We start from the raw sequence: 25,890 nt of genomic DNA on the forward strand, positions 1-25,890 counted from the left end.
GCCCGCGCGGCACGGACATCATTCGTAAGATGCTGGCCGCAATCGTTACGGGCACGACGCGCAAGGCATTGATCTACATCAACAACTCACTCGCATGAGGGAACGCTGCCGCGGCCCGCGCGCTTGTCGGGCGCGTTGATAACGGAGGCTGGTATGACCGATAGCCGCGACGACGGTCCGGTGGTGACCGCGAAGAAGAACCCTGATGAACTGACCGCCGCGACCATTCCACAGTCGCAGGGCAGCAGCGCGCTTGCGCGCGCGGTGACGATCAACAAGCCGGTGGCGGAGGTTTACGCCTACTTCCGCGACTTCTCCAACCTGCCCTCGTTCATGGAGAATGTGGTCAGCATCGACACGCCCGACGCGACGCGCTCGCATTGGGTCGTGAAGGCGCCGGGCGGCACCACGGTCGAGTGGGACGCGCGCGTGACCGAGGATCAGCCGAATGCGCTGATCGCCTGGACCAGCGAGGAAGGCGCTGACGTGCCCAACTCGGGCCGCGTCGAATTCCGCGACGCAGGGCAGCGCGGCACGGTGGTGACCGCGACGATCCTGTACGATCCACCCGCGGGCGTGGTCGGCAAGCTGATCGCCAAGATGTTCCAGCGCGAACCCGCGATCCAGGCGCGCCGCGATCTACGGCGGTTCAAGCAATTGATGGAAGCGGGCGAGATCGCGACCCCCGCGATGAACCAGAAGCAATTCGAGGAGATGGGGCTGTGAGAGCGCTGACCTGGCATGGCAAGCATGACGTGCGCGTCGACACGGTGGACGACCCCGGCATCGTCAACCCGCGCGACTGCATCATCAAGGTGACCTCGACCGCGATCTGCGGCTCGGACCTCCACCTCTACGACGGGTACATCCCGACGATGAAGGCGGGCGACATCCTGGGCCACGAGTTCATGGGTGAGGTGGTCGAGGTCGGCGCGAAGTCGACGTTGAAGAAGGGGCAGCGCGTCGTGGTGCCGTTCACCATCGCATGCGGCAGCTGTTACCATTGCGGCAAGCACCAATACTCGGCCTGCGACAACGGACTGCCGGCCGACAATCAGGACATCGCGCAGGAGCTGTACGGCCACCCGATGGCCGGGCTGTTCGGCTACAGCCACATGACCGGCGGTTATGCGGGCGGTCAGGCGGAATATGTCCGCGTGCCGTTCAGCGATGTCGGCCCGATCGTCATCCCCGATGGCATCGAGGACGACAAGGTGCTGTTCCTGTCGGACATCTTGCCGACCGGCTGGATGGCGGCGGAGAATGCCGACATCGAGCCTGGCGACACGGTGGCGGTATGGGGCTGCGGCCCGGTCGGGCTGTTCGCGGTGCAGTCGGCCTTCCTGATGGGAGCCGAACGCGTGATCGCGATCGACCACTTTCCGCGCCGGTTGGAGTTGGCCAAGAAGTTCGGCGCGGAAACGCTCAACTTCGAGCAGACCGACATCTACGACGCGCTCATGCTGATGACCGGCGGGATCGGGCCGGACGCGGTGATCGACTCGGTCGGCCTCGAATCACACGGGCTGTACGTCGACAACGTGGTGGATCAGGTGAAGGCATCGACCTTCCTCGGCACCGACCGCCCGCACGCCAATCGTCAGGCGATCATCGCGTGCCGCAAGGGCGGGCGCGTGTCGATGCCCGCGGTCTACGGCGGCTTCGTCGACAAATGGCCGCTGGGTGCGTTCATGGAGAAGGGGCTGACGCTCAAGACCGGGCAGACCCACGTCCAGCACTATCTGCCCGGGCTGCTCCAGGCGATCATCGACGGGAAGATCGACACCACCTTCCTGATCTCGCACCGGATGGACCTGGAGGACGCGCCGACCGGTTATCAGAAGTTCCACGACGAGCAGAACGACTACACCAAGATCGTGCTCAAGCCCGGCCTAAACGGCTAACAGGAGAGACGTAATGGCCGACAAATTCGCCATCATCACCGGTGCCTCGACCGGCATCGGGTTCGAGCTCGCGACGCTCGCTGCGCAGGACGGCTACGACATTCTCGTCGTCGCCGACGAAGCGCTGATCAACGACGCCGCGCGCGATTTTGAGCAGTTCGGCACGAGCGTGCAGGCGGTCGAGGCCGATCTGTCGACGATCGAGGGCGTCGATAAGCTGCTCGCCGCCGCGAACGGGCGCCGTATCGACGTGCTGTGCGCCAATGCCGGACGCGGGCTGGGCCACGGCTTCCTCGACCAGAAGGTCGAAGACTGGCGTCACGTGGTCGATACCAACATCACCGGCACCGCCTATCTGCTCCAGCGCGTGCTGCCCGACATGGTGGCGCGCAATGACGGCAAGGTGCTGGTGGTCGGATCGATCGCGGGTTACATTCCCGGCGCGTTCCAGGCGGTGTATAACGGGACCAAGGCGTTCATCGACAGCTTCACCGAGGCGCTGCGCAACGAGTTGAAGGACGCCGACGGTGTCACGATCAGCACGCTGATGCCCGGCCCGGTCGACACCGAGTTCTTCGCGCGCGGCGACCTACTCGACACGCAGGTCGGCAGCGATCCGAACAAGCGCTCGGCGGAGGATGTCGCCAAGGACGGCTGGAAGGCGCTGATGAGCGGCAAGCCGTCGGTCTTCTCTGGTTGGACGACGAAGATCCAGGGCGTGCTCGCCAATGTGGTGCCCGGATCGGTGCTTGCCGAACAACATCGCAAGATGGCGGAACCGGGATCGGCGAAGGACTGATTGAACGGCCTAGCACTATGACGAGCCCGTACCGCCGAGCGCGGTGCGGGCTTTTCGCATTGTTTGAGGTTGCGCGGGCTAAACTTTGCGATGCTGCCGCGATCTATCGATCAAGTGAAAGGCGACCGGCGCTGATCGCTGTTCAGATCGGTGCGGAACTGTTCTAGCTTGGCGAACATGATCGCCACCCTGCTCTCGCTCGCCGTTGCTGCCGCTGCCGCCACGCTTTCTCCCGTCGAGACGAAGATGCGCGACGTGGTCACCGCCGACGCGGGGCGGAGTGAGGCGCTGCTCGAACGATTGGTCGAGCAGAATTCGGGCTCGCTCAACCTCGATGGCGTGACGAAGGTGGGCGAGATAATGCGCCGTGAACTCGCGCCGCTCGGTTTCGACGTACGCTTCGTTGACATGCGCGCGACCGGGCGGGCGGGCCATATCGTCGCGACGCATAAGGGCAACGGCCGCGGAAAGCGCGTGCTGCTGATCGGTCACCTCGACACGGTGTTCGAGCCCGACAGCCCGTTCACCGGATTCCGGCGCGAAGGCACGCGCGCCTACGGCCCCGGCGTGGGGGACGACAAGGGCGGGCTGGTCGTGATCGTTGCCGCGTTGCACGCGATGCAGGCGGCGGGCACGCTCAAGAACGCCGACATACAGGTTGTGCTAACCGGCGACGAGGAGCGCGCCGGCGCACCGCTCGCCCTCGCGCGCGCCGACCTGATCGCGGCGGGCAAATGGGCCGACGTGGCGCTCGAATACGAGAATGTCGCCACCGAGGGCGGGCGCGATTGGGGCACCACCGCGCGGCGCAGCTCGATCAATTGGGCGATCACGGCGACCGGCATCACGGGCCATTCGAGCGCGGTGTTCGGGCCCGCGCTGGGCTACGGTGCGGCCTACGAACTCGCGCGCATCCTCGACGCGTTCCGGCGCGAGTTGCCCGAGCCAAACGTCACCTACAATGTCGGGGTCATGGCGGCGGGAACGCCAGCGGCGCTGGACGACAGCGGCGTGCGCGCGAGCGCGAGCGGCAAGACCAACATCGTGGCCGCGCAGGCGGTGGCGCGCGGCGACCTGCGCACGCTGTCACCCGAGCAGGACGCGCGCGTGCAGGCCCGGATGGCGGCGATCGTCGCGCAGCATCTGCCGCGCACCGATGCCACGATCACCTTCTCCGACGGTTATCCTCCGATGGCGCCGACCGCGGGCAACCGCGCGCTGCTGGCGCAACTGAACGCGGTCAATCGCGACCTGTCGCTGCCCGAGATGCCCGAATATGATCCGGCGAAGCGCGGCGCGGCGGACTCGAGCTTCGTCGCCGCCGATGCCGATACGCTGGGCGGGATGGGCGCGTCGGGCGGCGGCGCGCATGCCGAGGGCGAGTGGATCGATCTCGCCAGCCTGCCACGCCAGGCGACACGCAGCGCCATCCTGATCAGCCGGCTTGCCGCGCAGAAGCGTTAGTCGCGCCGCGCCCGCTCGGCCCTGACCGCGCCGAAATGCCCGGCGAGATACCAGCCGAGCAGCAGCCAGCCGATTGCGGCGCAGGCGAGCGCCGCCTGGGACGCGAGCATCGGCCAGCCGGTCCGCGCGAGCACGATGCCGACCACGAAATTACCGCTGCCCCACAGCATGTTGGTGCGCGGGCTCGACAATCCACGCGCCGGCGGCTTTGCAAACGGCGTCGGGAACGCCTCGCCGCGCAGGCCCGCGCTCAGGTGCGGCACGCAATTGACCAGAAACGCACCCGCCAGGATCATCAACAGATAGCCCATCCACCCACTCCTCGCTTCTTCGGCATCGAAGCGTTTCGGACCCGCGCCGCGTTCCTCGGCGCTTGCGGCTCCCCTCCGCTTCGTGGATGCTGATGCATGATGGACGCCACCCCCACGACCGCCGCCGCGCCGCCCGTCTCGCGCGGGAACACCACCCGCAACGAGCTAAAGCGCGCCGCCAGGCGGTTGTTCGCCGAGCGCGGGATCGCCGCGGTCGGGATGCGCGAAGTGGTGGAGGCGGCGGGACAGCGCAACGCTGCCGCGGTGCATTATTACTTCGGCAGCAAGGATGAGCTGCTGCGCGAATTGCTGATCGACGGCGCCGAGTTGATCGACGCCGGTCGCCGTGCACTGTTCGACCAACTGGAAATGCGCGGCACCCCGACCCTCGCCGAGGTAGTGCGCGCGATGGTGCTGCCCAACATCGAGCTGCGCGGGCCGACCGGTGAGCACGAGACGTACTTCCGCTTCATCGTCAACGTACAGAACGAGCGCCGCGCGCTGTTCCGTGACACGGTGCCCGAGCATTCGGAAGGGTTCCGCCGCTTCGTCGCGCACGTCCATCGCCTGCTCGCGCCGCTGTCGGCGGCGACGATCAACCAGCGCATCCTGTTCGCCAGCCTCGCGCTACAGACGCTGATCGCCGCGCGCGAAGCGTCGCTCGACCGGCTCGGCAGCGGCGACCATCATTTCTGGAGCCGCCCCGACGCGCTCGCCGGACTGCTCGACGCGGTCGAGGCGATCCTGGTCGGCGCGGGCGGACATCTGAGCAAGGCTGGCTGACGCGGTGCCGCTTTACGCCCCCACGGTTTCGACCATCGCCGAGACGATCCAGGTATCGCTCAGCCCCGTCTTCATGCTGGCGGGCATCGGCGCGCTGCTCAACGTGCTGGCGGGGCGACTGTCGCGCGTCGTCGACCGTGCCCGCGCGCTCGAGGTGCTCCACCCACGCTCAAGCGGCACCGAACACGATCGCCACGTCGCCGAGCTGCGGCTGCTCAACAAGCGGATCGGCATCATCAACGCCGCGCTGCTGATGGGGGTGTCGAGTGCGGTGATGACCTGCGTGGTGGTCGCGCTGCTGTTCATCGCCGCGCTGCTCAAATTTCACATCGGGCAATATGTCGCCGCCGGGTTCATCCTCGCCATGCTGCTGCTGATCGCCAGCCTCGTCGCGTTCATGATCGAAGTGCGCGTGTCGCTGCGCGCGATCCGCATCCGCGACGAATTGCTGCGCTGACGGGCCTGCGCGTCGATCCCGCGCGTTGATCCGGATCAATGGTCGAGGTGAAGCGCGTGGCAACATGGCTGAAGATCGTGGGCGGCACGCTGGTGCTGCTCGTCGTCGCCGCAGGCCTGGCGATCACAATCGTGCCGCGCTTCCTCGATCGCATCTACTACGAAGGGCCGGAGAGCGGCCATTTCGACGGCGCGCGCTTCTTCAACCCCGATGGTGAGGATACCGCACGCGCGCCGGGCGGCGGCAGTCGCGGCGGCTTCCTGTGGCGGCAACTGACCGGCAGCGACGACCGCCCCGCCTGGCCCGACCGCGTGCCCGTCTCCGCGACCAGACCCGCGTCGCGCGTCGATGGTGAGCGGATGGTCGCGACCTGGATCGGCCACGCCACCGTGCTGGTGCAGACGCACGGCCTAAATATCCTGACCGACCCCGTCTATACCGAGCATGCCGGCCCGTTCGGCTTCGGCCCCGGTCGCGTCGCCGCACCCGGCATCACGTTCGACGATCTGCCGCACATCGACCTCGTGCTGATCAGCCACAACCATTACGACCATCTCGACAACGCGACGCTCAAGCGACTGTGGCAGCGCGACAAACCCGCGATCGTCACCAGCCTGGGCAATGACAGCGTGATCGCGCAGACGGGTGCGAAGGCAACCGCGCTCGACTGGGGTGGGCGCGTGGCAGTGCGTCCGGGCGTTGAGGTCGCGGTGACGCGCAACCACCATTGGGGCAGCCGCTGGTTCACCGATCGCAATCGCGCACTCTGGTCCAGCTTCGTGGTGCGATTTCCTAGCGGTGGAAACCTGTTCTTCGCCGGCGACACAGGCTTCGGCGACGGGCGCTGGCCGGCAGAAGCTGCCGCGCTCGGTCCGATTCGGCTCGCACTGATCCCGATCGGCGCGTTCCGCTTCGCGCCCGGACAGATGTCGTCGGGAAGCCATATCGGACCGGCCGAGGCAGCGCTGGTGTATCAGCAGCTGGGCGCGGCGCGCGGGTTGCCGATCCACTGGGGCACGTTTCGGCTGTCATACGAAGGCTATGACACGCCGCCACGGATGCTCGCCGCAGCGATGCGTTGCAGTGGCGGCGGCAACTTCGCGGGCGTGGCGATCGGGCAAGCGCAGGAGATCGCCCCAGTCGGAGCGGCGACGCCGGGACGGCCGATGACCCGCGGCGCGATGCTACGCTGTCTCAACACGCCCGCGGTGCGTGCGCTGCGCTGACGGGAACGTTCGGCGGGCGCAGGCGCTGGTGACAACATGGACGACGACCGCAAGATCAGCACTGGCCCGAACGGCCGCCCGCTCGGCGACAGCATCTCGAGCCTTGGACCGGGCATTCCCGACGACGCGCTTGCGCCCGGTGAGGAACTACCCACCCCGCCGAGCGACGAGGAGGTCGAAGCCGGCAAGCGCGCGCTGGGCGCCGACGATTGATTTTCGCGTACTTATGTCACCCCGGATCAAGTCCGGGGCGACGAACTGGGCGAATTGCTCGCTTTACCGCGCCCCTCACCGAACAACGGGCGGTGGATGGTTGATTACCGGCTCGGATCGATCAGATATTTCTCACCCGTCGCCTTCCGGTCATAGGCACGGATGACCTCGGGATCGAGCGCCTCCGCCAGCCCGATCGTGCGGGTGTAGTTGCTGGCGAAGGTCGTAGTCAGCTCGTCGACGACGCGCTGGCGCATGCGGCCGACCACCTCGGCACCGGCGCGCTTCATGAATGGGGTGAGTAGCCATCCCGACACGCTCCACTGGAACCCGAAGGCGAGTCGGTTGAGCACCGTCGGCGACAGGTCGAGCGCGCCATAGATGTAGAGTTGCTTGAAGCTGTCCGAGCCGTAGCGGCTGAACTCCTTCATGTTGCGCGCCGCGGCCTGTTCCATCGCCTGCACGATGTCGCTGCCGAGCGAGCCGCCGCCGATCGCGTCGAACGCGACCGTCGCCTGCGTCTCCGCAATCGCGTCGACCAGCTTGCGGCGGAAATCCTCGTCGCGACTGTTGAGCACGTGGGTCGCGCCGATGTCGCGCAGGATCGCGGCCTGCTCCTCCGAGCGGACGATGTTGACCAGTGGCACACCGTCGGCGAGGCAGATCTTCTGCAACATCTGCCCGAGGTTCGATGCGGCAGCGGTGTGGACGATCGCCTTGTGCCCCTCCATCCGCGCGGTCTCGACGAAGCCCAAGGCGGTCAGCGGGTTGACGAACATCGATGCGCCATCGGCCGCGCTCGCGCCCTCCGGCAACGGCACGACGTCGCGTGCCTTGAGCTTGCGGAACTGCGCGTACATCGCGCCGCCCATCATGCCAACGCGTTTGCCTTGCAATCCTTCCGCACCCGCACCGGCCGCAACAACGGTGCCCGCACCTTCGTTGCCGACGGGAAGCGACTGGCCGAGCCGCGCGCGCACTCCGCCCTGCCGCTCGCGCGGAACCTGAAAGGTGACGATGGGGCGGTCGGCGTCGCCCGAGGTTTCGAGCGTCGACACGTCGGCTGGGCCGAGCAGCAGGCCGAGATCGGACGGATTGATCGGCGCGGCCTCGACGCGAACGACGATCTCGCCCTCACCCGGCGCCGTCAGCGTCGTTTCCTCCAGGTTGAGCACCAAGGTGCCGTCTTCGCGCGCGGCGGAGCGCAGTTCGAGGCCCGTGAACGTGTCCGACATCCGTGTTCTCCTTGAAGGTTTATCGTTGAGCCTGGGTATGCAGCGTCACTTGCGCTCCCACGCCTTTTCGCCGCCGATCCAGGTTTCCAACACCTTGGTCTGGCGCAAGTCGGCGGGTGCGGCGGTCGCGGGATCGCGGTCGACGATCAGGAAGTCGGCCTTTTGTCCGGGTGCAAGATTGCCGAACTTGCTTTCCGCAAACCCGGCATAAGCCGCGCCGCCAGTGAAGGCCCACCATGCCTGCTCGCGCGTGACGGCCTCTTCGGGGCGCCAGCCACCGGTGGGTTCGCCGTTCGCGTCGGTGCGGGTGAAGGCGGCGGCCCAGCCCGCCCAGGGATCGGGCCGCTCGACCGGGAAGTCGGAGCCGAACGCGAGCCCTGCGCCATTCGCCAACATCGAGTGCCACGCATAGGCGCCCGCCAGCCGCGCCTCGCCCAACCGCGCCTGCGCCATCACGCGGTCGCCGGTCGCGTGGGTCGGCTGCATCGAGGCGATGATGCCGTTCTTGCCAAAGCGCGGCAGGTCGGCGGGATCGACCACCTGCGCGTGCTCGATCCGCCAGCGGCGATCACCCTTGTAGGTCTGCGACAGCTCGCCGATCGCGTCCAAAGCCTGCTGGTTGGCGCGGTCGCCGATCGCGTGGACCGCGACCTGGTAATTGTCCATCGCCGCGCGGCTCATCGTGTTCTGCAATTGATCGTCGGTCAGAAAGCCGAGCCCGCGGTTGCCGGGCGCATCGGAATAGGGCGCCTTCAGCCACGCGCCGCGCGAGCCGAGCGCGCCGTCGGCGTAGATCTTGACCCCGTTTAAGCGCAGCCGGTCGTCGTACAGCCACGGGGTCGGGCCGGTGCCGCCGATCATCACGGTGGTGTCGATGCCGTGACCGTAGGACATGATCCGCACGCGCAGCGCGCCGATGTCACCCATCCGGCGATAGGTCATCCAATCCTCGATCGTGCTCCCCATGTCGGCGACCGCGGTGACGCCGTAGCCGAGCAGGATCTGCTGCGCCTTGAGGAACGCGGCGGTGCGGTCCTTCGGCGTCACCGGTGGAACGGCGCGGTCGAAGAGCTGCGTCGCGGCATCGACGAACACGCCCGCGGGCGCACCGTTCGCGCCCTTCTCGATCCGCCCGCCCGTGGGCGACACGGTGGCGGCGGTGATCTTCGCCGCGCGAATGGCGGCGCTGTTCGCCCAGGCGGCGTGGCCGTCGGCGCGGCTGAGGTACACCGGGCGGTCGGCGACCACCGCGTCGAGGTCGGCCGCGGTCGGGAAGCGGCCGAGCCCCCATTTCTCCTGGTTCCAGCCGGTGCCGATGATCCAGGCGCGCTCGGGGTTGCCCTTTGCATAAGCGGCGATCTTCGCCTTTGCCATGTCAAGCGAGGTCGTGTCCGACAGGTCGAGCGTCAGCGCCTGCAACCCCAGTTCGATCACGTGGCCGTGCGCGTCGATCATGCCGGGAACCAGCACGCGCCCCTTCATGTCGGCGCGCCAGTCGTACACTGGGCCGGGGTTCTTCTTGGTCCGCTTGGGCGGTTGCTCGTCGGGGGCGATCAGGCGGACGACACGGCCCGCCTTGTCGACCACCATCGCCTTGAAGCGGACGACACGGCCGGACTTGTCGAGCGTCACGCCCGCGACATTGTCGATCAGCGCGTCGGCGAAAGCGGGCGTGGCGGCAACAAGCGCCGCGACGCAGGTGAGGAGCGAGAGACGGCGGGAACGACTGGTGGCGTACATGGATCACGCTCTATGATGGTCACGCAATTTTGGCGAGAGCGGGCGATGCGGGTTCTCTTTGCAGCGGTGATCATAGCGCTCGGAGCGGCGAGCGCAGCGGCGGAAACGATCGAGACTGCCGATTATAGCTTTACCTATGCCTACCCGACCGAGGTCGCCGCGATCCCCAGATTGCGCGCCATGCTGGATGCAGAAGCCAAGGCGCTGCACGCGCGGACGGCCCTCGGCGCCGCCGCCGCGCGGCGCGATTCGGTGGGCGCGGCTTACCCCTTCCACCGTAATGATTAGGATAAGACGTGGAAGGTCGTGACCAGCACCCCGCGCTTTCTGAGCCTGTCATATAAAGCCTACAGCTTCACCGGCGGCTTGCACGGTAATCTCTCAACCGGCGCGCTGTTGTGGGACAAGGCGCACGGGGCAAGGCTCGATCCGGCCGCGGTCTTCACCTCACCGGCCGCACTCGAGCACGCCATCGCGCCCATTTACTGCGCGCGGTTGAAGGCCGAGCGTGCGCGCCGCCTCGCACCGTACAAGGACACGGGCGACCTGTTCAGCCAATGCCCGCCGCTCAGCGACCTGACCCTGCTGCTCGGCTCCAGCGACCGACGTCACATAAACCGCATCGGCCTGATCGCCGATCCTTACGTCGCCGGGTCCTACGCCGAGGGACAATATGAGGTGACACTGCCGGTTACGCCGGCGATCCTGGCGATGGTGAAGCCGGCTTACCAGGCAGCGTTCGCGGCGCGGTAAGTTTCGCGCGCCTGTCCTCGCTCACCGCGTGCGGGCGCAATCATCGCGGGTGACGGTATAGGCGAGCTGACGCCCCGGTTGCACATCGCCGCGCGCGACACGCACGCCGCTGCGGCAGGTGATGCGGATCACCCCGTCGAGCGTCGGGCGCGTCGCCCAATAACCGTTCGAGAACAAGCGTAGCGGGCGCCGCGCGGTACCATCCTCGATAGCGGCGGCAACGACGAGGCCGTTCGGATCGTGAACCACGACGAAGCCGTGCCACCACAGGTCAAACGCGGCGTAAGCGAGACCAGCGACGATCACCAGCAAAGCGATGCGGGGCGAGAAGAAGTAACGCTGCACGCCCGATCAATGCCGGTGGGGTGTCGCGCGTTCCTCCACGGCTTGGCGCCCGCCTATTGCCATGTTTCACCGGATATCGCGGGTGTTCCTCTTGCCCGCGCATTCCGCTACGGCGCTGCGATGGCCACCCAGCTCGCATCCTCCACCCAGTCTTCGGGCACCCCGCTTCCCGTCACCTGCGCCGACGTCGCGGCGGCGCACCGGCGGATCGAGGATCAGGTGGTGCGCACGCCGACGCTGATCAGCCGCACCTTGAGCCAATTGACCGGCGCGACCGTGTACCTGAAGTTCGAGAACCTCCAGTTCACCGCCGCCTACAAGGAACGGGGCGCGCTCAACACGCTGCTGCAACTCTCCGACGAGGCGCGCGCCAAGGGCGTGATCGCGGCGTCGGCGGGCAATCACGCGCAGGGGCTTGCCTATCACGCCAACCGGCTGGGCGTGCCCGCGACGATCGTGATGCCGCGCAACACGCCGATCGTAAAGGTGACGCAGACCAAGGGCCACGGCGCGACCGTGATCCTGGAGGGCGAGACGTTCGATGCCGCCTACGCCCACGCGCGCGTGCTGGAGGCGGAACACGGCTATACCTTCGTTCACCCGTTCGACGATCCGCGGATCATCGCGGGCACCGGCACGGTCGCGGTCGAGATGCTGGCCGACGTGCCCGAGATCGACACGTTGGTGGTGCCGATCGGCGGGGGCGGGCTGATCTCGGGCATGGCGACGGTCGCGCGCGGCGCGGATCGCGCGATCGAGGTCGTGGGGGTCGAGGCGGAACTCTACCCCTCGATGTACAACCGCGTGAACGGCACGCAGATGCCGTGCGCGGGCGACACGCTGGCGGAAGGAATCGCGGTCAAGGAGCCCGGTGGCATCACCTCGATGATGGTGCGCGAGCTGGTCGACGACATCGTGCTCGTGTCCGAACGCAGCCTTGAGGAAGCGGTCAGCCTGCTGCTCCAGATCGAGAAAACCGTGGTCGAGGGCGCGGGCGCGGCGGGGCTCGCGGCGCTGCTCCAGCATCCCGATCGCTTCAAGGACCGTATTGTTGGGGTCGTGCTGTGCGGCGGCAACATCGACACGCGACTGCTCGCCAACGTGCTGCTGCGCGACCTTGCGCGCTCGGGCCGGCTCGCGCGGCTGCGCATCCGCTTGCAGGATCAGCCGGGCGCGCTCTTCAACGTCGCGCGCATCTTCGACCAGGAACGCATCAACATCATCGAGGTCTATCACCAGCGCGTATTCACGACGCTACCGGCGAAGGGGCTGATCACCGACATCGAGTGCGAGGCACGCGACCGTGCGCATCTCGACAGCCTGGTGGCGGCGCTGCGCGCGGCGGGATATGAGGTGAGCGCAGTCGAGCTCGCCTGACGCGCGCGTTAACCCACAATCATGGTAAAGCGTCTTTTCACCGTGGCGTGCGCGATTCATATGCGTGACACGGGCGTTCCGTATCTCGCCCATCTGGAGAATCGTCGGCGGTGACCGCGCCTTTTCGTTTCCCGCGTTTCTTCGTGACCAGCCCGCAGCCATGCCCGTATTTGCCGGGCCGGCAGGAGCGGAAGGTGTTCACCGAGCTGTCCGGCCCGCACGCGGCCGAGTTGAACGACGCGCTCGGCCGGATCGGTTTCCGCCGCAGCCAGTCGGTTGCCTATCGCCCGTCGTGCGCGGGGTGTGCGGCCTGCGTGTCGGTGCGCGTGCTGGCGGGCGAGTTCCGCGCCAATGCGACACAGCGCAAGCTGATGCGCCGCCACGCCGACGTCGAAATCAGCGCCTGCCGCCCATGGGCGACCGACGAGCAGTACCAGTTGCTGCGCCGCTATCTCGCCGCGCGGCACCCGACCGGCGGCATGGTCGGCATGGACGAGATGGACTATGCCGACATGGTCGAGCAATCGCCCGTCAATTCCGTTATCGTCGAATATCGTGCCCCGGCCGAAAACGGCGTGCCCGGCCAGTTGATCGGCGCGTGTTTGACCGATCGGCAGGCGGACGGTTTGTCGATGATCTACAGCTTCTTCGACCCCGACGACGCGGCGTGGCCGGGTCTGGGCAATCTCATCATCCTCGACCACATCCACCGTGCGCGCGATGCCGGGCTCGATTACGTCTATCTCGGCTATTGGGTGAAGGGATCGGCGCGCATGGCGTACAAGACCCGCTATCGCCCGATCGAGATACTCGGCCCGCGCGGCTGGTCGCTGCTGGAGGACGAGGCGGCCGAGACACAGCCGCGCAAGGTCAGCCAGCCGGCCTGAACGCTCCTACCCTTCCGCACTGACCGACACCGCCACATCGAGCCGCTCGTCACCCTCGCCCATCCGCGTACCCGCGACCGGCGAGGCGCCGACCGCGTCGAAACCGACCGCGACGCGGACGTGATGCTCCTCGGGCGACAGTCGCAACGTCGGATCGAACCCGACCCAGCCGAGCCCCTCGATCCACGCGTCGGCCCAGCCGTGCGGCGCGGGCCGGTTGCCCTCGTGCAGCTCGCAGTAACCCGACACGTATCGCGCCGGTACGCCGCCTGCGCGCGCCGCGGCGATGAAGACGTGCGCCAGATCGCGCGGCGTCGCGGTCTCGCGCGCGAACGCGTCCGCGACCGCCAGCCCCGGCTCGGGCCGCCCGCGCGCCAGCGTGAAGCGCTCGCCGACCGCATGGTTGAGACGGTGGAGCGCCGCGACGCTACCCGGCTCCTCACCCAGCACCTCGCGCGCGAATTCCGTGATCGCCGCATCGGCGCGGGTCAGCGGCGTGTCGCGCACGAACAATCGCGCGGGCAGCGGCTCCAGCGTGCCGTGCAGGACACCGTCCGAGTGGCTGGTGACCACCTCGCCCGTCACCGACAGGTCGATGCGATCGACCGGTCCGTCGATGTAGAGCATCGTGGTCGCATTGCCGAAGCCGTCCTGCCCCTCCGTGATGCGCGCGTCGCAGTCGAGCGCGATGTGCCAGTCGGCGACGATCTGGTCGTGCGTGTTGCGCGGCGTCATGCGCAGCAATTGCACCACGCGCGCCTGCGGCTCGGTGAAGCGATAGGTGGTGCGATGGTCGATCGACAGCCGCATCTCAGTTGAACTTGAACTGGCGACCGATCGCCGCGTGCAATTGGTCGTTCTCGACGATCAACGCTTCCAGATGCTGGTGCAGCCCCGAGGCGATGACGTCGCCAGTACGGGTGTGCAGCGTTCGCTGGTGGCGTCCACGCGCCATGCGATCGGCCTCGCCCTGCCCGCCGAGCGACTTGGCAAGCGCGTTCAGGATCGACACCGTTTCGTCGATCGATCCCGCGACGCTGCGCGGTAATTCGGCGCGGCTGAGCAGCAGGTCGATGACGTTGGCGGGCTGCAATCCGTCGTTGTAGAGCCAGCGATAGGCGGTGACCGCCGACACCGTTTGCAGGATCGTGGTCCATTGGTCGCGGTCGACGGTGCCGCCGACCGGCTCGCCGGCGGGCAGCAGCAGGTGGTATTTGACGTCGAGTAGCCGCGCGGTGTTGTCGGCGCGCTCGATCACCTGACCCAGGCGGATGAACAAGGTCGTCTGATTGCGCAGCATGCGGTGCACCGCGCCTTCGAACCCGCGCGTCTCCGCCTTGACCTTGTCGACCAGCCCCAGTGTCGCGGTCGAGTCGAGCGGGGTCACGCGGCGATCGAAGATCAGCCATGCGCCGTTGATCGCGCTCCACGCCTCGCGACTGAGCGCGGTGCGCACCGCCCGCGCATTGTCACGCGCGGCGTGGAGGCAGCGGACGATCGATCCCGGGTGCGAGGTATCGGTGCTGAGAAAGGCGACCACCGCCTCGCGCGTGAGCGGCGCGCCGCTCGCCTCGAACGCCGTCTCGCTGTCGGTCACCGCGAGCGCGGAGCGCCACGCCGCCTCGCCCGCGGGACGCGACGAGAGCACGTCGAGGCGCACGGTCGCCTCGACCAGCCGAGCGACGAAGTCGGCGCGCTCGAGATAGCGCCCCAGCCAGTAGAGCGAGGCGGCGGTCCGGCTGAGCATCAGCGCACCTCCCGCGTCAGGTCGGCGCCGCCCAGCGACTGCACCATCCCGTCCGCGCCGATCGACTGGGTCATTCCGCCCATCGTCTGCGTCATGCTGTTCGCGTCGTCCATCAGCACGAACGAGTCCTTCGTGCCGCCGCCCTGGCTCGAGTTGACGACCAGCGATCCTTCCTTGAGCGCGACTCGGGTCAGCCCGCCGGGGACGACCTTCACGCCCTTCGATCCCGTCAGCACGAACGGGCGGAAATCGACGTGGCGCGGCGAGAGACCGGAGTCGGCGAGCGTCGGCACGGTCGACAATGCCAGCGTCGGCTGCGCGATGTAGCGGTGCGGCTCGGCGATCAGCGCGGCACGGAACGTCTCGATCTCCTGCCTGCTCGCAGTCGGCCCGACGAGCATGCCGTAACCGCCAGAGCCATCGACCAGCTTCACCACCAATTCGTCCAGATGATCGAGCACGTATTTGAGCGCCTGCGGCTCGCGGCAGCGCCAGGTCTCGACGTTGGGCAGCTTTGCTTCGCCGCCCGAATAGAAGCGCACGATCTCAGGCATGTAGCTGTAGATCGCCTTGTCGTCGGCGATGCCGTTCCCCGGCGCGTTGATGATCGCGACGTTGCCAGCGGCATAGGCGGCGATCAGCCCCGGCACGCCGAGCATCGAATCCGGGCGGAAGACGAGCGGGTCGAGGAAATCGTCGTTGACGCGGCGATAGATCACGTCGACCTTCACCCGCCCGGCGATTGTCCGCATGTAAACCACGTCGTCGTCGACGACGAGGTCGGCCGCCTCGACCAGCTCTACACCCATCGAATCGGCGAGGAAGCTGTGCTCGTAATAGGCCGAATTATAGTGACCGGGCGTCAGCACGACGCAGGTCGGGTTCTGCCCGCATCCGCGCGGGGAGACCGAGCGCATCGTCTCGAGCAGCATGTCGGGATAGCTGTCGACCGCGGCGACACGGAATTGCGAGAACAATTCGGGGCACAACCGCACCATCGCCTCGCGGTTTTCCAGCATGTAACTGACCCCCGAGGGCGTGCGCGCATTGTCTTCGAGCACGAAGAAGTCGTCAGGTCCGGTGCGCACCAGATCGATGCCGCAAATGTGCGCCCAGACGTCGTGCGGCGGGCGGATGCCGGCGATCTCGGGCCGGAACTGCGCGTTGCCGAGGATCAGATCCTCGGGCAGCACGCCCTCCTTCAAGATGCGGCGCTCGCCGTAGATGTCGTGGAGGAACGCGTTGATCGCCTCGACGCGCTGGATCAGCCCTTCGGACAGCCGCGCCCATTCGCGTGCCAGAAAAATGCGCGGCACGATGTCGAACGGAATAATTCGCTCCGACGCATCACTGTCACCGTAAACGGCGAAGGTGATGCCAAGCTGCCGAAAGGTCGTCTCGGCTGCTTCCTGTCGCCGGCGCAGTTCGTCGGCTGGGGTGGCTTGGAGCCAATGGCACAGGTCGACCAGTTCGCTTCGGGCCCCTTCGCGCTCGGGTGGTCCCATGATCTCGTCGAATGCCTGTGTCCCCATGAGGCTCGTAACGCTCCCGCAGCGATTTGGCCGCATGCTGGGGAACAAAGCTGCAGTGCACAAGAGCCGGGCTAGGACGAAAGCCCGGTCAGCGTGGATTTGGTGAGGATCTGGGGCAGGACGCGCGGGCTCTGCGCGCCCTTGGCGTACCACAGGTACAAGGGCACACCGGCGCGATTGTGGCGCTCGATGAAGCGGCCGAGCGTCGCGTCGCCATCGGTCCAGTCGCCGACCAGCACCGCCACCTTGTGCTTCGCGAACGCGTCGGCGACCGCCTGCGTCTCGATCGCGGCTTTCTCGTTCACCTTGCACGTCAGGCACCAGTCGGCGGTGAAATAGGCGAACACCGGCCGCCCTTCCGCCTGCAAGGCGGCGAGCCGCGCCTCGCTGAACGGCTCCGCGCCCGGCAGCGCCGCGACGCTCGACGCAGTGGTGGGTGCCGCGCGGACGAGCAGCACGCCCGCTAGGGCAAGTGCGAGCGCGACGCTCGCGGGCCAGCCGGCGCGCTCGCGCCTGGCGTGCTGCCGCCGGCCGGTCCACCATAGCCCGAGGCTCGCGAGCAGCACCGCCGCCAGCCCCAGCGTCATGCCGTCGACCCCGGCCTGCCGCCCCAGCACCCAGGCGAGCGCGAGCGCGGTCAGGAACATCGGCACTGACAGGATGTGGCGCAGCCGCTGCATCCACGCGCCCGGCCGCGGCAATCGCTGCCTTAACGCCGGCACGAACCCGAGCAGCAGGAACGGCAGCGCGATGCCGATCCCCAATCCGGCGAACACCGCCATCGCCGCCACCGCGGGCAGTACCAGCGCTGCGCCGAGTGCCGCGCCCATGAAGGGCCCGGTACACGGCGTCGCGACGAAGGCGGCGAGCGCCCCGGTCATGAACGCGCCGCCGACCCCGCTCGTGCTAGCGAAGCGCGGCGTCGGCAGCTCGAACAGCCCCGCCAGATTGAGCGCGATCGCGGCGACCAGGATCAGCAGCACGCCGACGACGCGCGGGTCCTGCAACTGGAACGCCCAGCCGGCACTCGCGCCGCCTGCACGAAGCGCCAGCAACACGCCGCCGAGCGCCAGACAGACGAGCACCACGCCCGCGGTATAGGCCAGCGCCTCGGCGCGCGCGTGCGCCTCGCTTTCGCCCGACTTGGCGAGACTGAGCGCCTTCAGGCTCAGGATCGGGAAGACGCACGGCATGACGTTGAGCAGCAACCCGCCGAGCAGTGCGCCGCCGAACGCGATCAGCGCCGCCGCCCAAACCCTGCCCTGCGCCTCTGCCGCTGCGACGGTGCCGGGCATCGCGGACAGGACGAAGCCCTGCCCGTCGGCGGTTCCCAGCACACCCTCGATGCGACCAGTCGGGGGTGTCGCGGTGGGCTTGGTCTCGATCACCACGCGGTCGCCGTCGCGCGTCACCTGCTGTGGCGCGGCCATGTCGATCACGCCGGGCGCTGCGGGATAGAACCACGCCTGCCCCAGCGCCGCGTCGGCGGGATAAGGGATCGACAACCGCAAGCGGCCCTGCTCGACCTGATAGGTGGCAGGAGAGCCGAGCGGACGCGGGATCGCGCGTGCGTGCGCGTCGAACGCCGCGCGCCGCTCGGGCGCGATCGCGCCGTCGCCGATCGTCACGCTGGTCGCGACCTCCTGCTGCTCGGGTACGCAGATCTGCTCGGTGCAGACGAGGTAGGTGAGTTTCGCCGCGATCGGCACGCGCGTGCCCACGGCGAGCCCGGCAGGCAGCGTCACGTCGGCGAGCAGCGCGAACGGCCGCTCGTAGACGTAGTTCATCAGCCCCGCGATCAGCAGCCGTCCGGGCACCGGATAGCGCAGTGCGCCGGCGCTTGCCCCCGCGGGCAGCGTCCACGCGACCTGCGTCTCGACGCCCGCGTTGCCCGGGTTCTTCCAGTAACCGTGCCAGCCGGCTTCCGGCACCGCCTCGAACGCGACGCGCATCGTGCTGCCGCTGCGCGGACGGTCGCTCTCGGCCACCAGAGTCAGGCGGATGTGCTTGGCACCCGGCACTTGGGTCTGGGCTTGGGCTTGGGCCTGGGTCTGGGTCTGGGCCTGGGTCTGGGTCTGGGTCTGGGCCCACGCCATCGGCGACCCGAGCGCCGCCACCGTCATCAGAATGAAAAGCGCCGCGCGCACAGCTTGCCTGACCATCAACCCCGGCTCATAGCCGGGCAGACCTAGCTTTGCACCAAGGTACCCTCATGAAAGCCCTCGCCGCCGCGCTGCTCCTTTCCTCCGCGCTCGCGCTGCCCGCGAGCGCGCAGAACTCGCGCGAGGCGCGCGAGCGAGCGCCCGCCGCACCGCCCGTCGCGCCAAGGAGCGAGGCTGCCGCGCCCGCCGCGCCGCGCACGCCGCCCAAGCTGATCGTCGCGATCTCGGTGGACCAATTCTCTGCCGACCTGTTCGCGCAGTACCGCAACCATTTCACCGACGGCTTCGCGCGGCTGCTGACCGGCGCGGTGTTCCCCTCGGGCTATCAGAGCCATGCCGCGACCGAGACATGCCCCGGCCATTCGACGATCCTGACCGGCATGCGCCCCGCGCATACCGGGATCGTCGCCAACACCTGGATCAACCAGCGCGCCGGGCGCGAGGACAAGCAGGTCTATTGCGCCGAGGACGAGGCGGCGGCGGGCAGCGATCACGAGAAATACGTGCCCAGCGACGTGCACCTGAAAGTGCCGACGCTGGGCGAGATGATGAAGGCGCGCGACCCGCGCACGCGCGTCGTCTCGGTCGCGGGCAAGGACCGCGCCGCGATCATGATGGGCGGGCACAAGGTCGACGAATTGTGGTTCTGGGGCGGCAAGGATTTCATTTCCTACGCCGCGCGCAAGACGCCACCCGCGGTTGCGCGGACCAACGCCGCGGTGACGGCGCTGCTCGCCAAACCGCAGGCGGGGCTCGAGCTGCCGGGCTTCTGCCGCTCGATCGCCGTGCCCGTGCAGGTCGGTGATCAGGTTCTCGGCACCGGCCGGTTCGAGCGGCAGGCGGGCGATGCCAAGGCGTTCCGCGCCTCGCCCGCGAGCGACGGCGCGGTGTTCGCGCTCGCCGCCGCGCTGATCGGCGACATGAGGCTCGGCCGCGGCCCGCAGACCGACATCATCGCAGTCGGCGCGTCGGCGACCGATTACATCGGTCACACCTTCGGCACGCAAGGGTCGGAGATGTGCATCCAGATGAACGAGCTCGACCATTCGATCGGTGGCTTCCTCGCGCAACTCGACCAATGGGGGCTCGACTACGAGGTCGTGCTGACCGCCGACCACGGCGCGCACGACATGACCGAGCGGCAGCAGCAGCGCGCGATGCCGATGGAAGCGCGCGTCAACGCCGACGTGACTGCCAAAACGATCGGTGCTGCGATCGGACGCGACATGGGGATTGCAGGCCCGGTGCTGCTCGCGAGCGAGGGCGACGTCTACGTCGCCGACGACGTGCCGCCGGCCCGCCGTGCCGCGGTGATCGCCGAAGCGGTCAAGCGCTTCTCCGCGCAGCCGCAGGTCGCCGCCGCGCTGACCCGCCAGCAGATCGCTGCCACGCCGATGCCGACCACGCCGCCCGAGACGTGGACGCTGCTCGAGCGCGCGCGCGCGTCGTTCGATCCCGACCGCTCGGGCGACTTCCTCGTTCTGCTGCGCCCGCGCGTGACGACGATCGCCAAGCCCGGTCCGGGCTATGTCGAGACGCACGGATCGCCGTGGGATTACGACCGCCGCGTTCCGATCCTGTTCTGGCGCAAGGGTATAGCGGGGTTCGAGCAGCCGCTGTCGGTCGAAACGGTCGACATCGTCCCCACGCTCGCCGCGACGATCAACCTGCCCGTATCCGGGCTCGACGGTCGTTGCCTCGATCTCGATTCGAGCGCGGCGAGCAGCTGCGTGCGCTGAGCGACCCGTCGCCGGTTGCGCCGTGCGTCCCGATCGGGGAAGCACGGCGCGTGGCTACACCTGACACCAACCGAAGCGCGACCGACCGCGTGCTGCTCGCTATTGCGCTGCGGCTGCTGTCGGTGGTGCTGTTCGCGTTCATGAATGTCGGGATCAAGCTCGCGGAGGCACGCGGCGCTTCGCTGCCCGAGATCATGTTCTGGCGTCAGTTCGGCGCGACGCTGCTGGTCGGCGGCATCGTCGCGAGCGGCCCCGGCGTCGCTAGCCTCAAGACGCGGCGGTTCGGCGCGCACGTGCTGCGTACCGTGCTGGGGCTCGCCGCGATGGCGCTGACCTTTGCCACGCTGACGATGTTGCCGCTCGCAGAGGCGACGACGATCGGCTTCTCGATGCCGATCTTCGCCACCGTGCTCGGTGCGCTGGTGCTTCACGAACCCACCGGCTGGCGGCGCTGGGCAGCGGTGTTCGCAGGGTTCGTCGGCGTGCTGATCGTCGCGCAGCCGGGCGGGGAAGCGTTCCCGCTCGCTGGCGCGCTGACCGGACTCGCCGCGGCGGCGGGTACCGCGACCGTCTCGATCCTGCTGCGCACGATCGGGCGGACCGAGGCGCCGCTCACCACCGTGTTCTGGTTCTCGTGCCTGTCGCTCGTGCCGCTCGGGGTCGCCTACCCGTTCGCAGCGCAGACGCACGCGCCGATGGTGTGGGCGATCCTGCTTGGCATCGGGGTGATCGGCGGCGCGGCGCAGATCGCGATGACGCGCTCGCTGACGCTCGGCCCGGTCTCCACGGTCGTGCCGATGGATTATACCGCGCTATTGTGGGCGACGTTGCTCGGCTGGCTGGTGTTCAACCGCCTGCCCGCGCCCGCGACCTGGGTCGGCGCGCCGGTGATCGTTGCCTCGGGGCTGTACATCGTCTGGCGCGAACACGTCCGTCGCCGCGCCGAGACGCGGCAGGCAGTGGCGCAGGGGATCGCCTAGACTGCGCCTGCCAGCAGCCGGCGTCCGCGCAGGAGCATCTCGACCCGCATCGCCGCGAACAGTCCGAGCGCCATCGCCATCAGCACGTCGGCGACGACGAACGGATCGATGCCCCAACCGCCGCGCTCCACCGCGATCCGCGCGCCGCTGCGGGCGGCGACCAGCGCGACGATAAACAGCAGCGCCGCGGGGGACCCGCGCTGGTTGAGCGCGTGGGTGTCCGGGTCGACCGCGATGCGCATCATCCTGCCGCGCTGCCACCCGAGCAGTGCCCCCAGCCCCGCCGCGGCCGCGCAGAACAACCAAGCCGCCCCGCGCGGCGGATGCTGCGCGTAGAGGACGACGCACAAGGCAGCGTAGAGCGCGGGCAGCACCCACAGCCGCTCGAGCTTCAACGGCCGCGGGCGGCTCATTCGTTTCCACCGGAACGCGATCACGCCAGCGACGATCGCGAGCGTAATCGCGTAGCTGATCCAGTTGGCCGAGGCATTGGTCATGTCGAAAAGGCTAGGCGCCCGCGAGCCGGAACGGAAGCGGCGTCGGCCAACGACGATCATGCGGCTTCTTCGCTCGGGACGCGAAAGGGTGTATGAGGGCCGTAGATCACTTGGGAGACGATGATGCCGAAGCCCGATCGAGCCGCGCGTGCACGAAGCCTCAGACTGCGGGTCGAGGCCGCGCTGCGTGCCGGCGACATGCCGGTCCGCCCCAAACGGCACCGACCGGATGATCCGGGCAGCGCCGCCGTACCGGTGGTGCCCGGCCCTCCACCGCGACCGCTGATCGGCGGTGCGGTCGCGGAAGTAGACTGACCTACTCCGCCGCTTGCGCGACCGGCGCGGGTTCCTTCCACACCAGCTTGGGCTTCCTTGCCGCCAGCGTCTCGTCGAGGCGGGCGCGCGGGGCGAAGTGCGGCGCGCTCTTGAGGCTGGCGTCGCCCGCCTTGGCGCGCTCGGCGACACTGCGCAGTGCGCCGATGAACTGATCAAGCGCCGCCTTCGACTCGGTCTCGGTCGGCTCGACCAGCATCGCGCCGTGGACGACGAGCGGGAAATAGACCGTCATCGGGTGGAACCCCTCGTCGATCAGCCCCTTGGCGACGTCGAGCGTCGAGAAGCCGTCGGCGAGGTTCGCGTCGGAGAACAGCGCCTCGTGCATGCACGGCCCCGCCTTGCCGAACGGCGCGTCGAGCACGTCCTCTAAACTGCGCAGCACGTAGTTCGCGTTCAGCACCGCATCCTCCGCCACCTGGCGCAGACCGTCGGCACCGTGGCTGAGGATATAGGTCAACGCGCGTGTGAACATGCCCATCTGACCGTGGAACGCCGTCATGCGCCCGAAGCTGTCGGGGTGGCGGTCCTCGACGGTTTCCTCCTCGACCAGCGTGATGTGCCCGTCGCCGTGGCGCTCGGTAAAGGGGAGCGGGCCGAACGGCGACAGCGCTTCCGACAGCACCACCGGTCCCGAGCCCGGCCCGCCGCCGCCGTGCGGGGTCGAGAAGGTCTTGTGCAGGTTGATGTGCATCGCGTCGACACCGAGGTCACCGGGCCGGACGCGCCCGACGATCGCGTTGAAGTTCGCGCCGTCGCAATACACGTAGCCGCCGGCCGCGTGCACCGCGTCCGAAATCTCCTTTAGGTCGCGCTCGAACAGCCCGCAGGTGTTGGGGTTGGTGATCATCACCGCCGCGATATCGGGGCCGAGCCGCGCCTTGAGCGCTGCCGTGTCGACGCGCCCGTCCGCGGTCGCGGGGATGTCCTCGACCTGGAAGCCCGCGAAGGCGGCGGTGGCGGGGTTGGTGCCGTGCGCGCTCTCGGGCACCAGCACGATCTTGCGATGCCCCTCGCCGCGCTTCTCCAGCGCCGCCTTGATGCACAGGATGCCGCACAACTCGCCGTGCGCACCTGCCTTGGGGCTCATCGCGACGCCGTGCATGCCGGTCAGCTCGATCAGCCACACCGCCAGCTCGTTGATGACGCCGAGCGCGCCCTGCACCGTGTCGATCGGCTGAAGCGGGTGAACGTCGGCGAAGCCGGGCAGCCGCGCCATCTTCTCGTTCAGGCGCGGGTTGTGCTTCATGGTGCACGAACCGAGCGGGAACAGTCCCAAGTCGATGGCGTAATTCTGCCGGCTCAGCCGGGTATAGTGACGCACCGTCTCGGGCTCGGACAGGCCGGGCAGCCCAATCGGCGCGGTGCGCGCGAGGTCGCCGAGCCGCGACGTGACAGCGACGGGCTCCGCGATCTCGACCCCGGTCGTCTCGGCCGAGCCAATCTCGAAGATCAGCTTTTCTTCGAGCATCAGCGCGCGATTGCCCGTGAAGGTCGCGGCGCTCTCGCCGTTCTTGGCGGTCATCTCGGGACGCCAGCCGCTCTGGTTGATGCTCATGCCAACACCTCCTCAAGCGCGGTCGCCAGCGCCTCGATATCCTCTCGCGTCACCGTTTCGGTCACCGCGACGATCAGCCCGTTGGCGAGGTCGTCCTCACCCGGATAGAGCCGACCGAGCGACACGCCCGCGAGCACGCCCTTGTCGGCCAGCGCCCGCACAATCGGTCGCGCCTCCTGCCCGAGGTTAAGCGTGAACTCGTTGAAGAACGCGTCGTTGACCAGTTTGACGCCCGGCACCTGCGCCAGCCGCTCCGCCGCCGCGACCGCATTGGCGTGGTTGGTCGCCGCCAATTGCCGCAAGCCCGCCTCGCCCAGCAGCGTCATGTGGATCGAGAAGGCGAGCGCGCACAGCCCCGAATTGGTGCAGATGTTGCTGGTCGCCTTCTCGCGGCGGATATGCTGCTCGCGCGTCGACAGCGTCAGCACGAAGCCGCGGCGGCCGTCCGCATCGACCGTCTCGCCGCACAACCGGCCCGGCATCTGACGGACATATTTCTCCTTGCAGCCGAACAGCCCCACGTAGGGCCCGCCGAACTGGAGGCCCACGCCGAGCGACTGGCCCTCGCCGACGACGATGTCGGCATCCATCTCGCCCGGAGAGCGGATTGCGCCCAGCGCGACCGGCTCGGTCACCACCGCGATCAGCAGCGCCTTGTTGGCGTGGCACGCGTCGGCGAGCGGACGGAGGTCGGCGATGCGGCCGAGGATGTCGGGATATTGCACCACCACGCACGACGTATCGCCGTCGATCTTCTCGATCAGACGGTCCACGTCCATGTCAGGGACGAGCCACGGCGCGGTCGTATCGAGCACGTCGCCGGTGTACTTGGCCATAGTCTTCGCGAGCGAGACATAGTGCGGGTGAAGCCCCGCCGACAGGATCGCCTTGCCCCGCTTGGTGATGCGCCGCGCCATGCCGATCGCTTCCCAGCACGCGGTCGAGCCGTCGTACATGCTGGCGTTCGCCACATCGGTGCCGAGCAGACGCGCGACCTGCGTCTGGAACTCGAACAGCATCTGCAGCGTGCCCTGCGCGATCTCGGGCTGGTAGGGCGTGTAGGCGGTCAGGAACTCGCCGCGCTGGATCAGGTGATCGACGCTGGCGGGCACGTGGTGGCGATACGCACCCGCGCCGAGAAAGAACGGCACCTCGCCCGCGACCGTGTTCTGGCGCGCCAGCGCGGTCATATGCCGCTCGACGCTCAGCTCGCTGGCGTGATTCGGCAGGCCAGCGACGGGGCCGCCCAGCCGCGCGGCCTCGGGCACGTCGACGAACAGGTCGTCGATCGACGCGGCGCCGATGACGGACAGCATGTCGGCGCGGTCATGGTCGGTGAGTGGCAGGTAGCGCATTCGATGCTCCTCCCTCCGCCCGGGAGGGGTCGAGGTTGGGTCGCGTGAGGGGCAGGTGTCGGTGCTGTCGCACCGCCGGCCTGCCCCGGTCCCTCCTTGATCAGGGAGGGGAGTTAGTCAGAGCTTCTCGACGAAGGCGGCGTAGGCTTGCTCGTCCATCAGCTGGTCGAGCTCGGACGCGTCGGCGAGCGTGAGCTTGAAGAACCAGCCTTCGCCTTCGGGATCCGAGTTCACCAGCGACGAATCGTCGGCGAGCGCGGCGTTGCCCTCGATCACGGTGCCCGAGACAGGCGCGTAGACGTCGGACGCGGCCTTGACGCTCTCGACCACCGCGGCGTCGTCACCCTTCGACAGCGACTTGCCCTCCTCGGGCACCTCGACGAACACGATGTCGCCGAGCTGGCTCTGCGCATAGTCGGAGATGCCGACCGTGCCGGTCTCGCCGTCGACCTCGATCCACTCGTGGTCCTGCGTGAAATAACGGCTCATGGGG

General features: G+C 68.2%; 26 protein-coding genes. 14 read left to right on the forward strand and 12 right to left on the reverse strand.

The annotated features are described in order from the left end of the window. The first annotated feature begins 153 nt into the window (after positions 1–153). The 4 genes from Q0579_RS12660 to Q0579_RS12675 all read left to right on the forward strand — a co-directional run bounded on the left by Q0579_RS12660 (position 154) and on the right by Q0579_RS12675 (position 4,167). Positions 154–726 (forward strand): SRPBCC family protein, encoded by a 573-nt coding sequence (locus Q0579_RS12660; RefSeq protein WP_298812894.1) that lies wholly within the window; start codon positions 154–156, stop codon positions 724–726. Beyond that, positions 723–1,904 carry a zinc-dependent alcohol dehydrogenase gene (locus Q0579_RS12665; protein WP_298812899.1) on the forward strand — a complete coding sequence of 394 codons (1,182 nt, stop codon included), beginning with the start codon at positions 723–725 and terminating at the stop codon, positions 1,902–1,904. The genes Q0579_RS12660 and Q0579_RS12665 overlap by 4 nt, the downstream gene beginning before the upstream one ends. A gap of 13 nt (positions 1,905–1,917) precedes the next feature. After that, positions 1,918–2,703: an SDR family NAD(P)-dependent oxidoreductase gene (locus tag Q0579_RS12670; RefSeq protein WP_298812902.1), complete on the forward strand. Its 786-nt coding sequence runs from the start codon at positions 1,918–1,920 to the stop codon at positions 2,701–2,703. Between the two features lie 177 nt (positions 2,704–2,880). Continuing rightward, positions 2,881–4,167, forward strand: a complete 1,287-nt coding sequence (locus Q0579_RS12675; RefSeq protein WP_298812904.1) for a M20/M25/M40 family metallo-hydrolase — start codon at positions 2,881–2,883, stop codon at positions 4,165–4,167. Here the strand turns inward: Q0579_RS12675 and Q0579_RS12680 are convergent. Next, positions 4,164–4,478, reverse strand: a complete 315-nt coding sequence (locus Q0579_RS12680) for a hypothetical protein (RefSeq protein ID WP_298812907.1) — start codon at positions 4,476–4,478, stop codon at positions 4,164–4,166. The genes Q0579_RS12675 and Q0579_RS12680 overlap by 4 nt on opposite strands. Positions 4,479–4,577: 99 nt before the next feature. On the opposite strand from Q0579_RS12680, the gene Q0579_RS12685 reads away from it, so the two are divergent. Genes Q0579_RS12685 through Q0579_RS12700 form a run of 4 tightly spaced genes read left to right on the forward strand, consistent with a single transcriptional unit; the run spans position 4,578 to position 7,157 of the window. After that, on the forward strand, positions 4,578–5,261 hold the full coding sequence (locus tag Q0579_RS12685) for a TetR/AcrR family transcriptional regulator (RefSeq protein WP_298812910.1): 684 nt from the start codon (positions 4,578–4,580) through the stop codon (positions 5,259–5,261). A 4-nt stretch (positions 5,262–5,265) separates the two neighbouring features. Further along, positions 5,266–5,718, forward strand: coding sequence for a DUF2721 domain-containing protein (locus Q0579_RS12690; RefSeq protein WP_298812913.1), 453 nt, complete (start codon positions 5,266–5,268; stop codon positions 5,716–5,718). Between the two features lie 38 nt (positions 5,719–5,756). Then, positions 5,757–6,944 (forward strand): MBL fold metallo-hydrolase, encoded by a 1,188-nt coding sequence (locus Q0579_RS12695; RefSeq protein WP_298812916.1) that lies wholly within the window; start codon positions 5,757–5,759, stop codon positions 6,942–6,944. Between the two features lie 36 nt (positions 6,945–6,980). After that, positions 6,981–7,157, forward strand: a complete 177-nt coding sequence (locus Q0579_RS12700) for a hypothetical protein (protein WP_298812919.1) — start codon at positions 6,981–6,983, stop codon at positions 7,155–7,157. Between the two features lie 104 nt (positions 7,158–7,261). On the opposite strand, the gene Q0579_RS12705 is transcribed toward Q0579_RS12700, so the two are convergent. Further along, a complete protein-coding gene (locus Q0579_RS12705) occupies positions 7,262–8,392 on the reverse strand; it encodes a zinc-binding dehydrogenase (RefSeq protein WP_298812922.1) in 1,131 nt (376 codons plus the stop codon). 45 nt (positions 8,393–8,437) lie between these two features. Further along, positions 8,438–10,132, reverse strand: coding sequence for an amidohydrolase family protein (locus Q0579_RS12710; protein ID WP_298812925.1), 1,695 nt, complete (start codon positions 10,130–10,132; stop codon positions 8,438–8,440). A gap of 12 nt (positions 10,133–10,144) precedes the next feature. On the opposite strand from Q0579_RS12710, the gene Q0579_RS12715 reads away from it, so the two are divergent. Both Q0579_RS12715 and Q0579_RS12720 read left to right on the forward strand, forming a co-directional pair. Then, positions 10,145–10,420, forward strand: coding sequence for a hypothetical protein (locus tag Q0579_RS12715; RefSeq protein ID WP_298812928.1), 276 nt, complete (start codon positions 10,145–10,147; stop codon positions 10,418–10,420). An 18-nt stretch (positions 10,421–10,438) separates the two neighbouring features. Next, positions 10,439–10,885 carry a hypothetical protein gene (locus tag Q0579_RS12720; RefSeq protein WP_298812930.1) on the forward strand — a complete coding sequence of 149 codons (447 nt, stop codon included), beginning with the start codon at positions 10,439–10,441 and terminating at the stop codon, positions 10,883–10,885. A 21-nt stretch (positions 10,886–10,906) separates the two neighbouring features. Here Q0579_RS12720 and Q0579_RS12725 read toward each other — a convergent pair whose 3' ends face one another. Next, positions 10,907–11,230, reverse strand: a complete 324-nt coding sequence (locus tag Q0579_RS12725) for a hypothetical protein (RefSeq protein ID WP_298812932.1) — start codon at positions 11,228–11,230, stop codon at positions 10,907–10,909. A 120-nt stretch (positions 11,231–11,350) separates the two neighbouring features. Here Q0579_RS12725 and Q0579_RS12730 point away from each other — a divergent pair, with 120 nt between their 5' ends. Together Q0579_RS12730 and Q0579_RS12735 are read left to right on the forward strand one after the other, a co-directional pair. Beyond that, complete coding sequence (locus tag Q0579_RS12730) at positions 11,351–12,607, forward strand: threonine ammonia-lyase (protein WP_298812934.1); 1,257 nt, start codon at positions 11,351–11,353, stop codon at positions 12,605–12,607. A gap of 110 nt (positions 12,608–12,717) precedes the next feature. Further along, complete coding sequence (locus Q0579_RS12735) at positions 12,718–13,494, forward strand: arginyltransferase (RefSeq protein ID WP_298812936.1); 777 nt, start codon at positions 12,718–12,720, stop codon at positions 13,492–13,494. A 6-nt stretch (positions 13,495–13,500) separates the two neighbouring features. Here the strand turns inward: Q0579_RS12735 and Q0579_RS12740 are convergent, their stop codons facing one another. The 4 genes from Q0579_RS12740 to Q0579_RS12755 all read right to left on the reverse strand — a co-directional run bounded on the left by Q0579_RS12740 (position 13,501) and on the right by Q0579_RS12755 (position 18,935). Then, positions 13,501–14,304, reverse strand: coding sequence for a transglutaminase family protein (locus Q0579_RS12740; RefSeq protein ID WP_298812939.1), 804 nt, complete (start codon positions 14,302–14,304; stop codon positions 13,501–13,503). 1 nt (position 14,305) lies between these two features. Next, positions 14,306–15,241, reverse strand: a complete 936-nt coding sequence (locus Q0579_RS12745) for an alpha-E domain-containing protein (RefSeq protein WP_298812942.1) — start codon at positions 15,239–15,241, stop codon at positions 14,306–14,308. Beyond that, entirely contained in the window at positions 15,241–16,773 is a 1,533-nt protein-coding gene (locus Q0579_RS12750; RefSeq protein WP_298812945.1) for a circularly permuted type 2 ATP-grasp protein, read from the reverse strand. The genes Q0579_RS12745 and Q0579_RS12750 overlap by 1 nt, the downstream gene beginning before the upstream one ends. Positions 16,774–16,844: 71 nt before the next feature. Further along, the gene (locus Q0579_RS12755; RefSeq protein WP_298812948.1) at positions 16,845–18,935 is read right to left on the reverse strand and encodes a protein-disulfide reductase DsbD domain-containing protein; all 2,091 of its coding nucleotides are present in this window, start codon (positions 18,933–18,935) and stop codon (positions 16,845–16,847) included. Between the two features lie 50 nt (positions 18,936–18,985). On the opposite strand from Q0579_RS12755, the gene Q0579_RS12760 reads away from it, so the two are divergent. Both Q0579_RS12760 and Q0579_RS12765 read left to right on the forward strand, forming a co-directional pair. After that, complete coding sequence (locus Q0579_RS12760; RefSeq protein ID WP_298812951.1) at positions 18,986–20,674, forward strand: alkaline phosphatase family protein; 1,689 nt, start codon at positions 18,986–18,988, stop codon at positions 20,672–20,674. 50 nt (positions 20,675–20,724) lie between these two features. After that, positions 20,725–21,654 (forward strand): DMT family transporter, encoded by a 930-nt coding sequence (locus Q0579_RS12765; protein ID WP_298812955.1) that lies wholly within the window; start codon positions 20,725–20,727, stop codon positions 21,652–21,654. Here the strand turns inward: Q0579_RS12765 and Q0579_RS12770 are convergent. The 4 genes from Q0579_RS12770 to gcvH form a co-directional block, all read right to left on the reverse strand. Continuing rightward, the gene (locus Q0579_RS12770) at positions 21,651–22,151 is read right to left on the reverse strand and encodes a CcdC protein domain-containing protein (RefSeq protein WP_298812957.1); all 501 of its coding nucleotides are present in this window, start codon (positions 22,149–22,151) and stop codon (positions 21,651–21,653) included. The two genes, Q0579_RS12765 and Q0579_RS12770, sit on opposite strands and share 4 nt — an antisense overlap. Before the next feature lie 316 nt (positions 22,152–22,467). Next, positions 22,468–24,042, reverse strand: coding sequence for an aminomethyl-transferring glycine dehydrogenase subunit GcvPB (gene gcvPB, locus Q0579_RS12775; RefSeq protein ID WP_298812959.1), 1,575 nt, complete (start codon positions 24,040–24,042; stop codon positions 22,468–22,470). Beyond that, on the reverse strand, positions 24,039–25,397 hold the full coding sequence (gene gcvPA, locus Q0579_RS12780; protein WP_298812961.1) for an aminomethyl-transferring glycine dehydrogenase subunit GcvPA: 1,359 nt from the start codon (positions 25,395–25,397) through the stop codon (positions 24,039–24,041). The genes gcvPB and gcvPA overlap by 4 nt, the downstream gene beginning before the upstream one ends. A 117-nt stretch (positions 25,398–25,514) precedes the next feature. Beyond that, complete coding sequence (gcvH, locus tag Q0579_RS12785) at positions 25,515–25,886, reverse strand: glycine cleavage system protein GcvH (protein WP_298812963.1); 372 nt, start codon at positions 25,884–25,886, stop codon at positions 25,515–25,517. Between the last annotated feature and the right edge of the window lie 4 nt (positions 25,887–25,890).

Origin of the sequence: uncultured Sphingomonas sp., assembly GCF_936927845.1 — a bacterium.
GTDB lineage: Bacteria > Pseudomonadota > Alphaproteobacteria > Sphingomonadales > Sphingomonadaceae > Sphingomonas.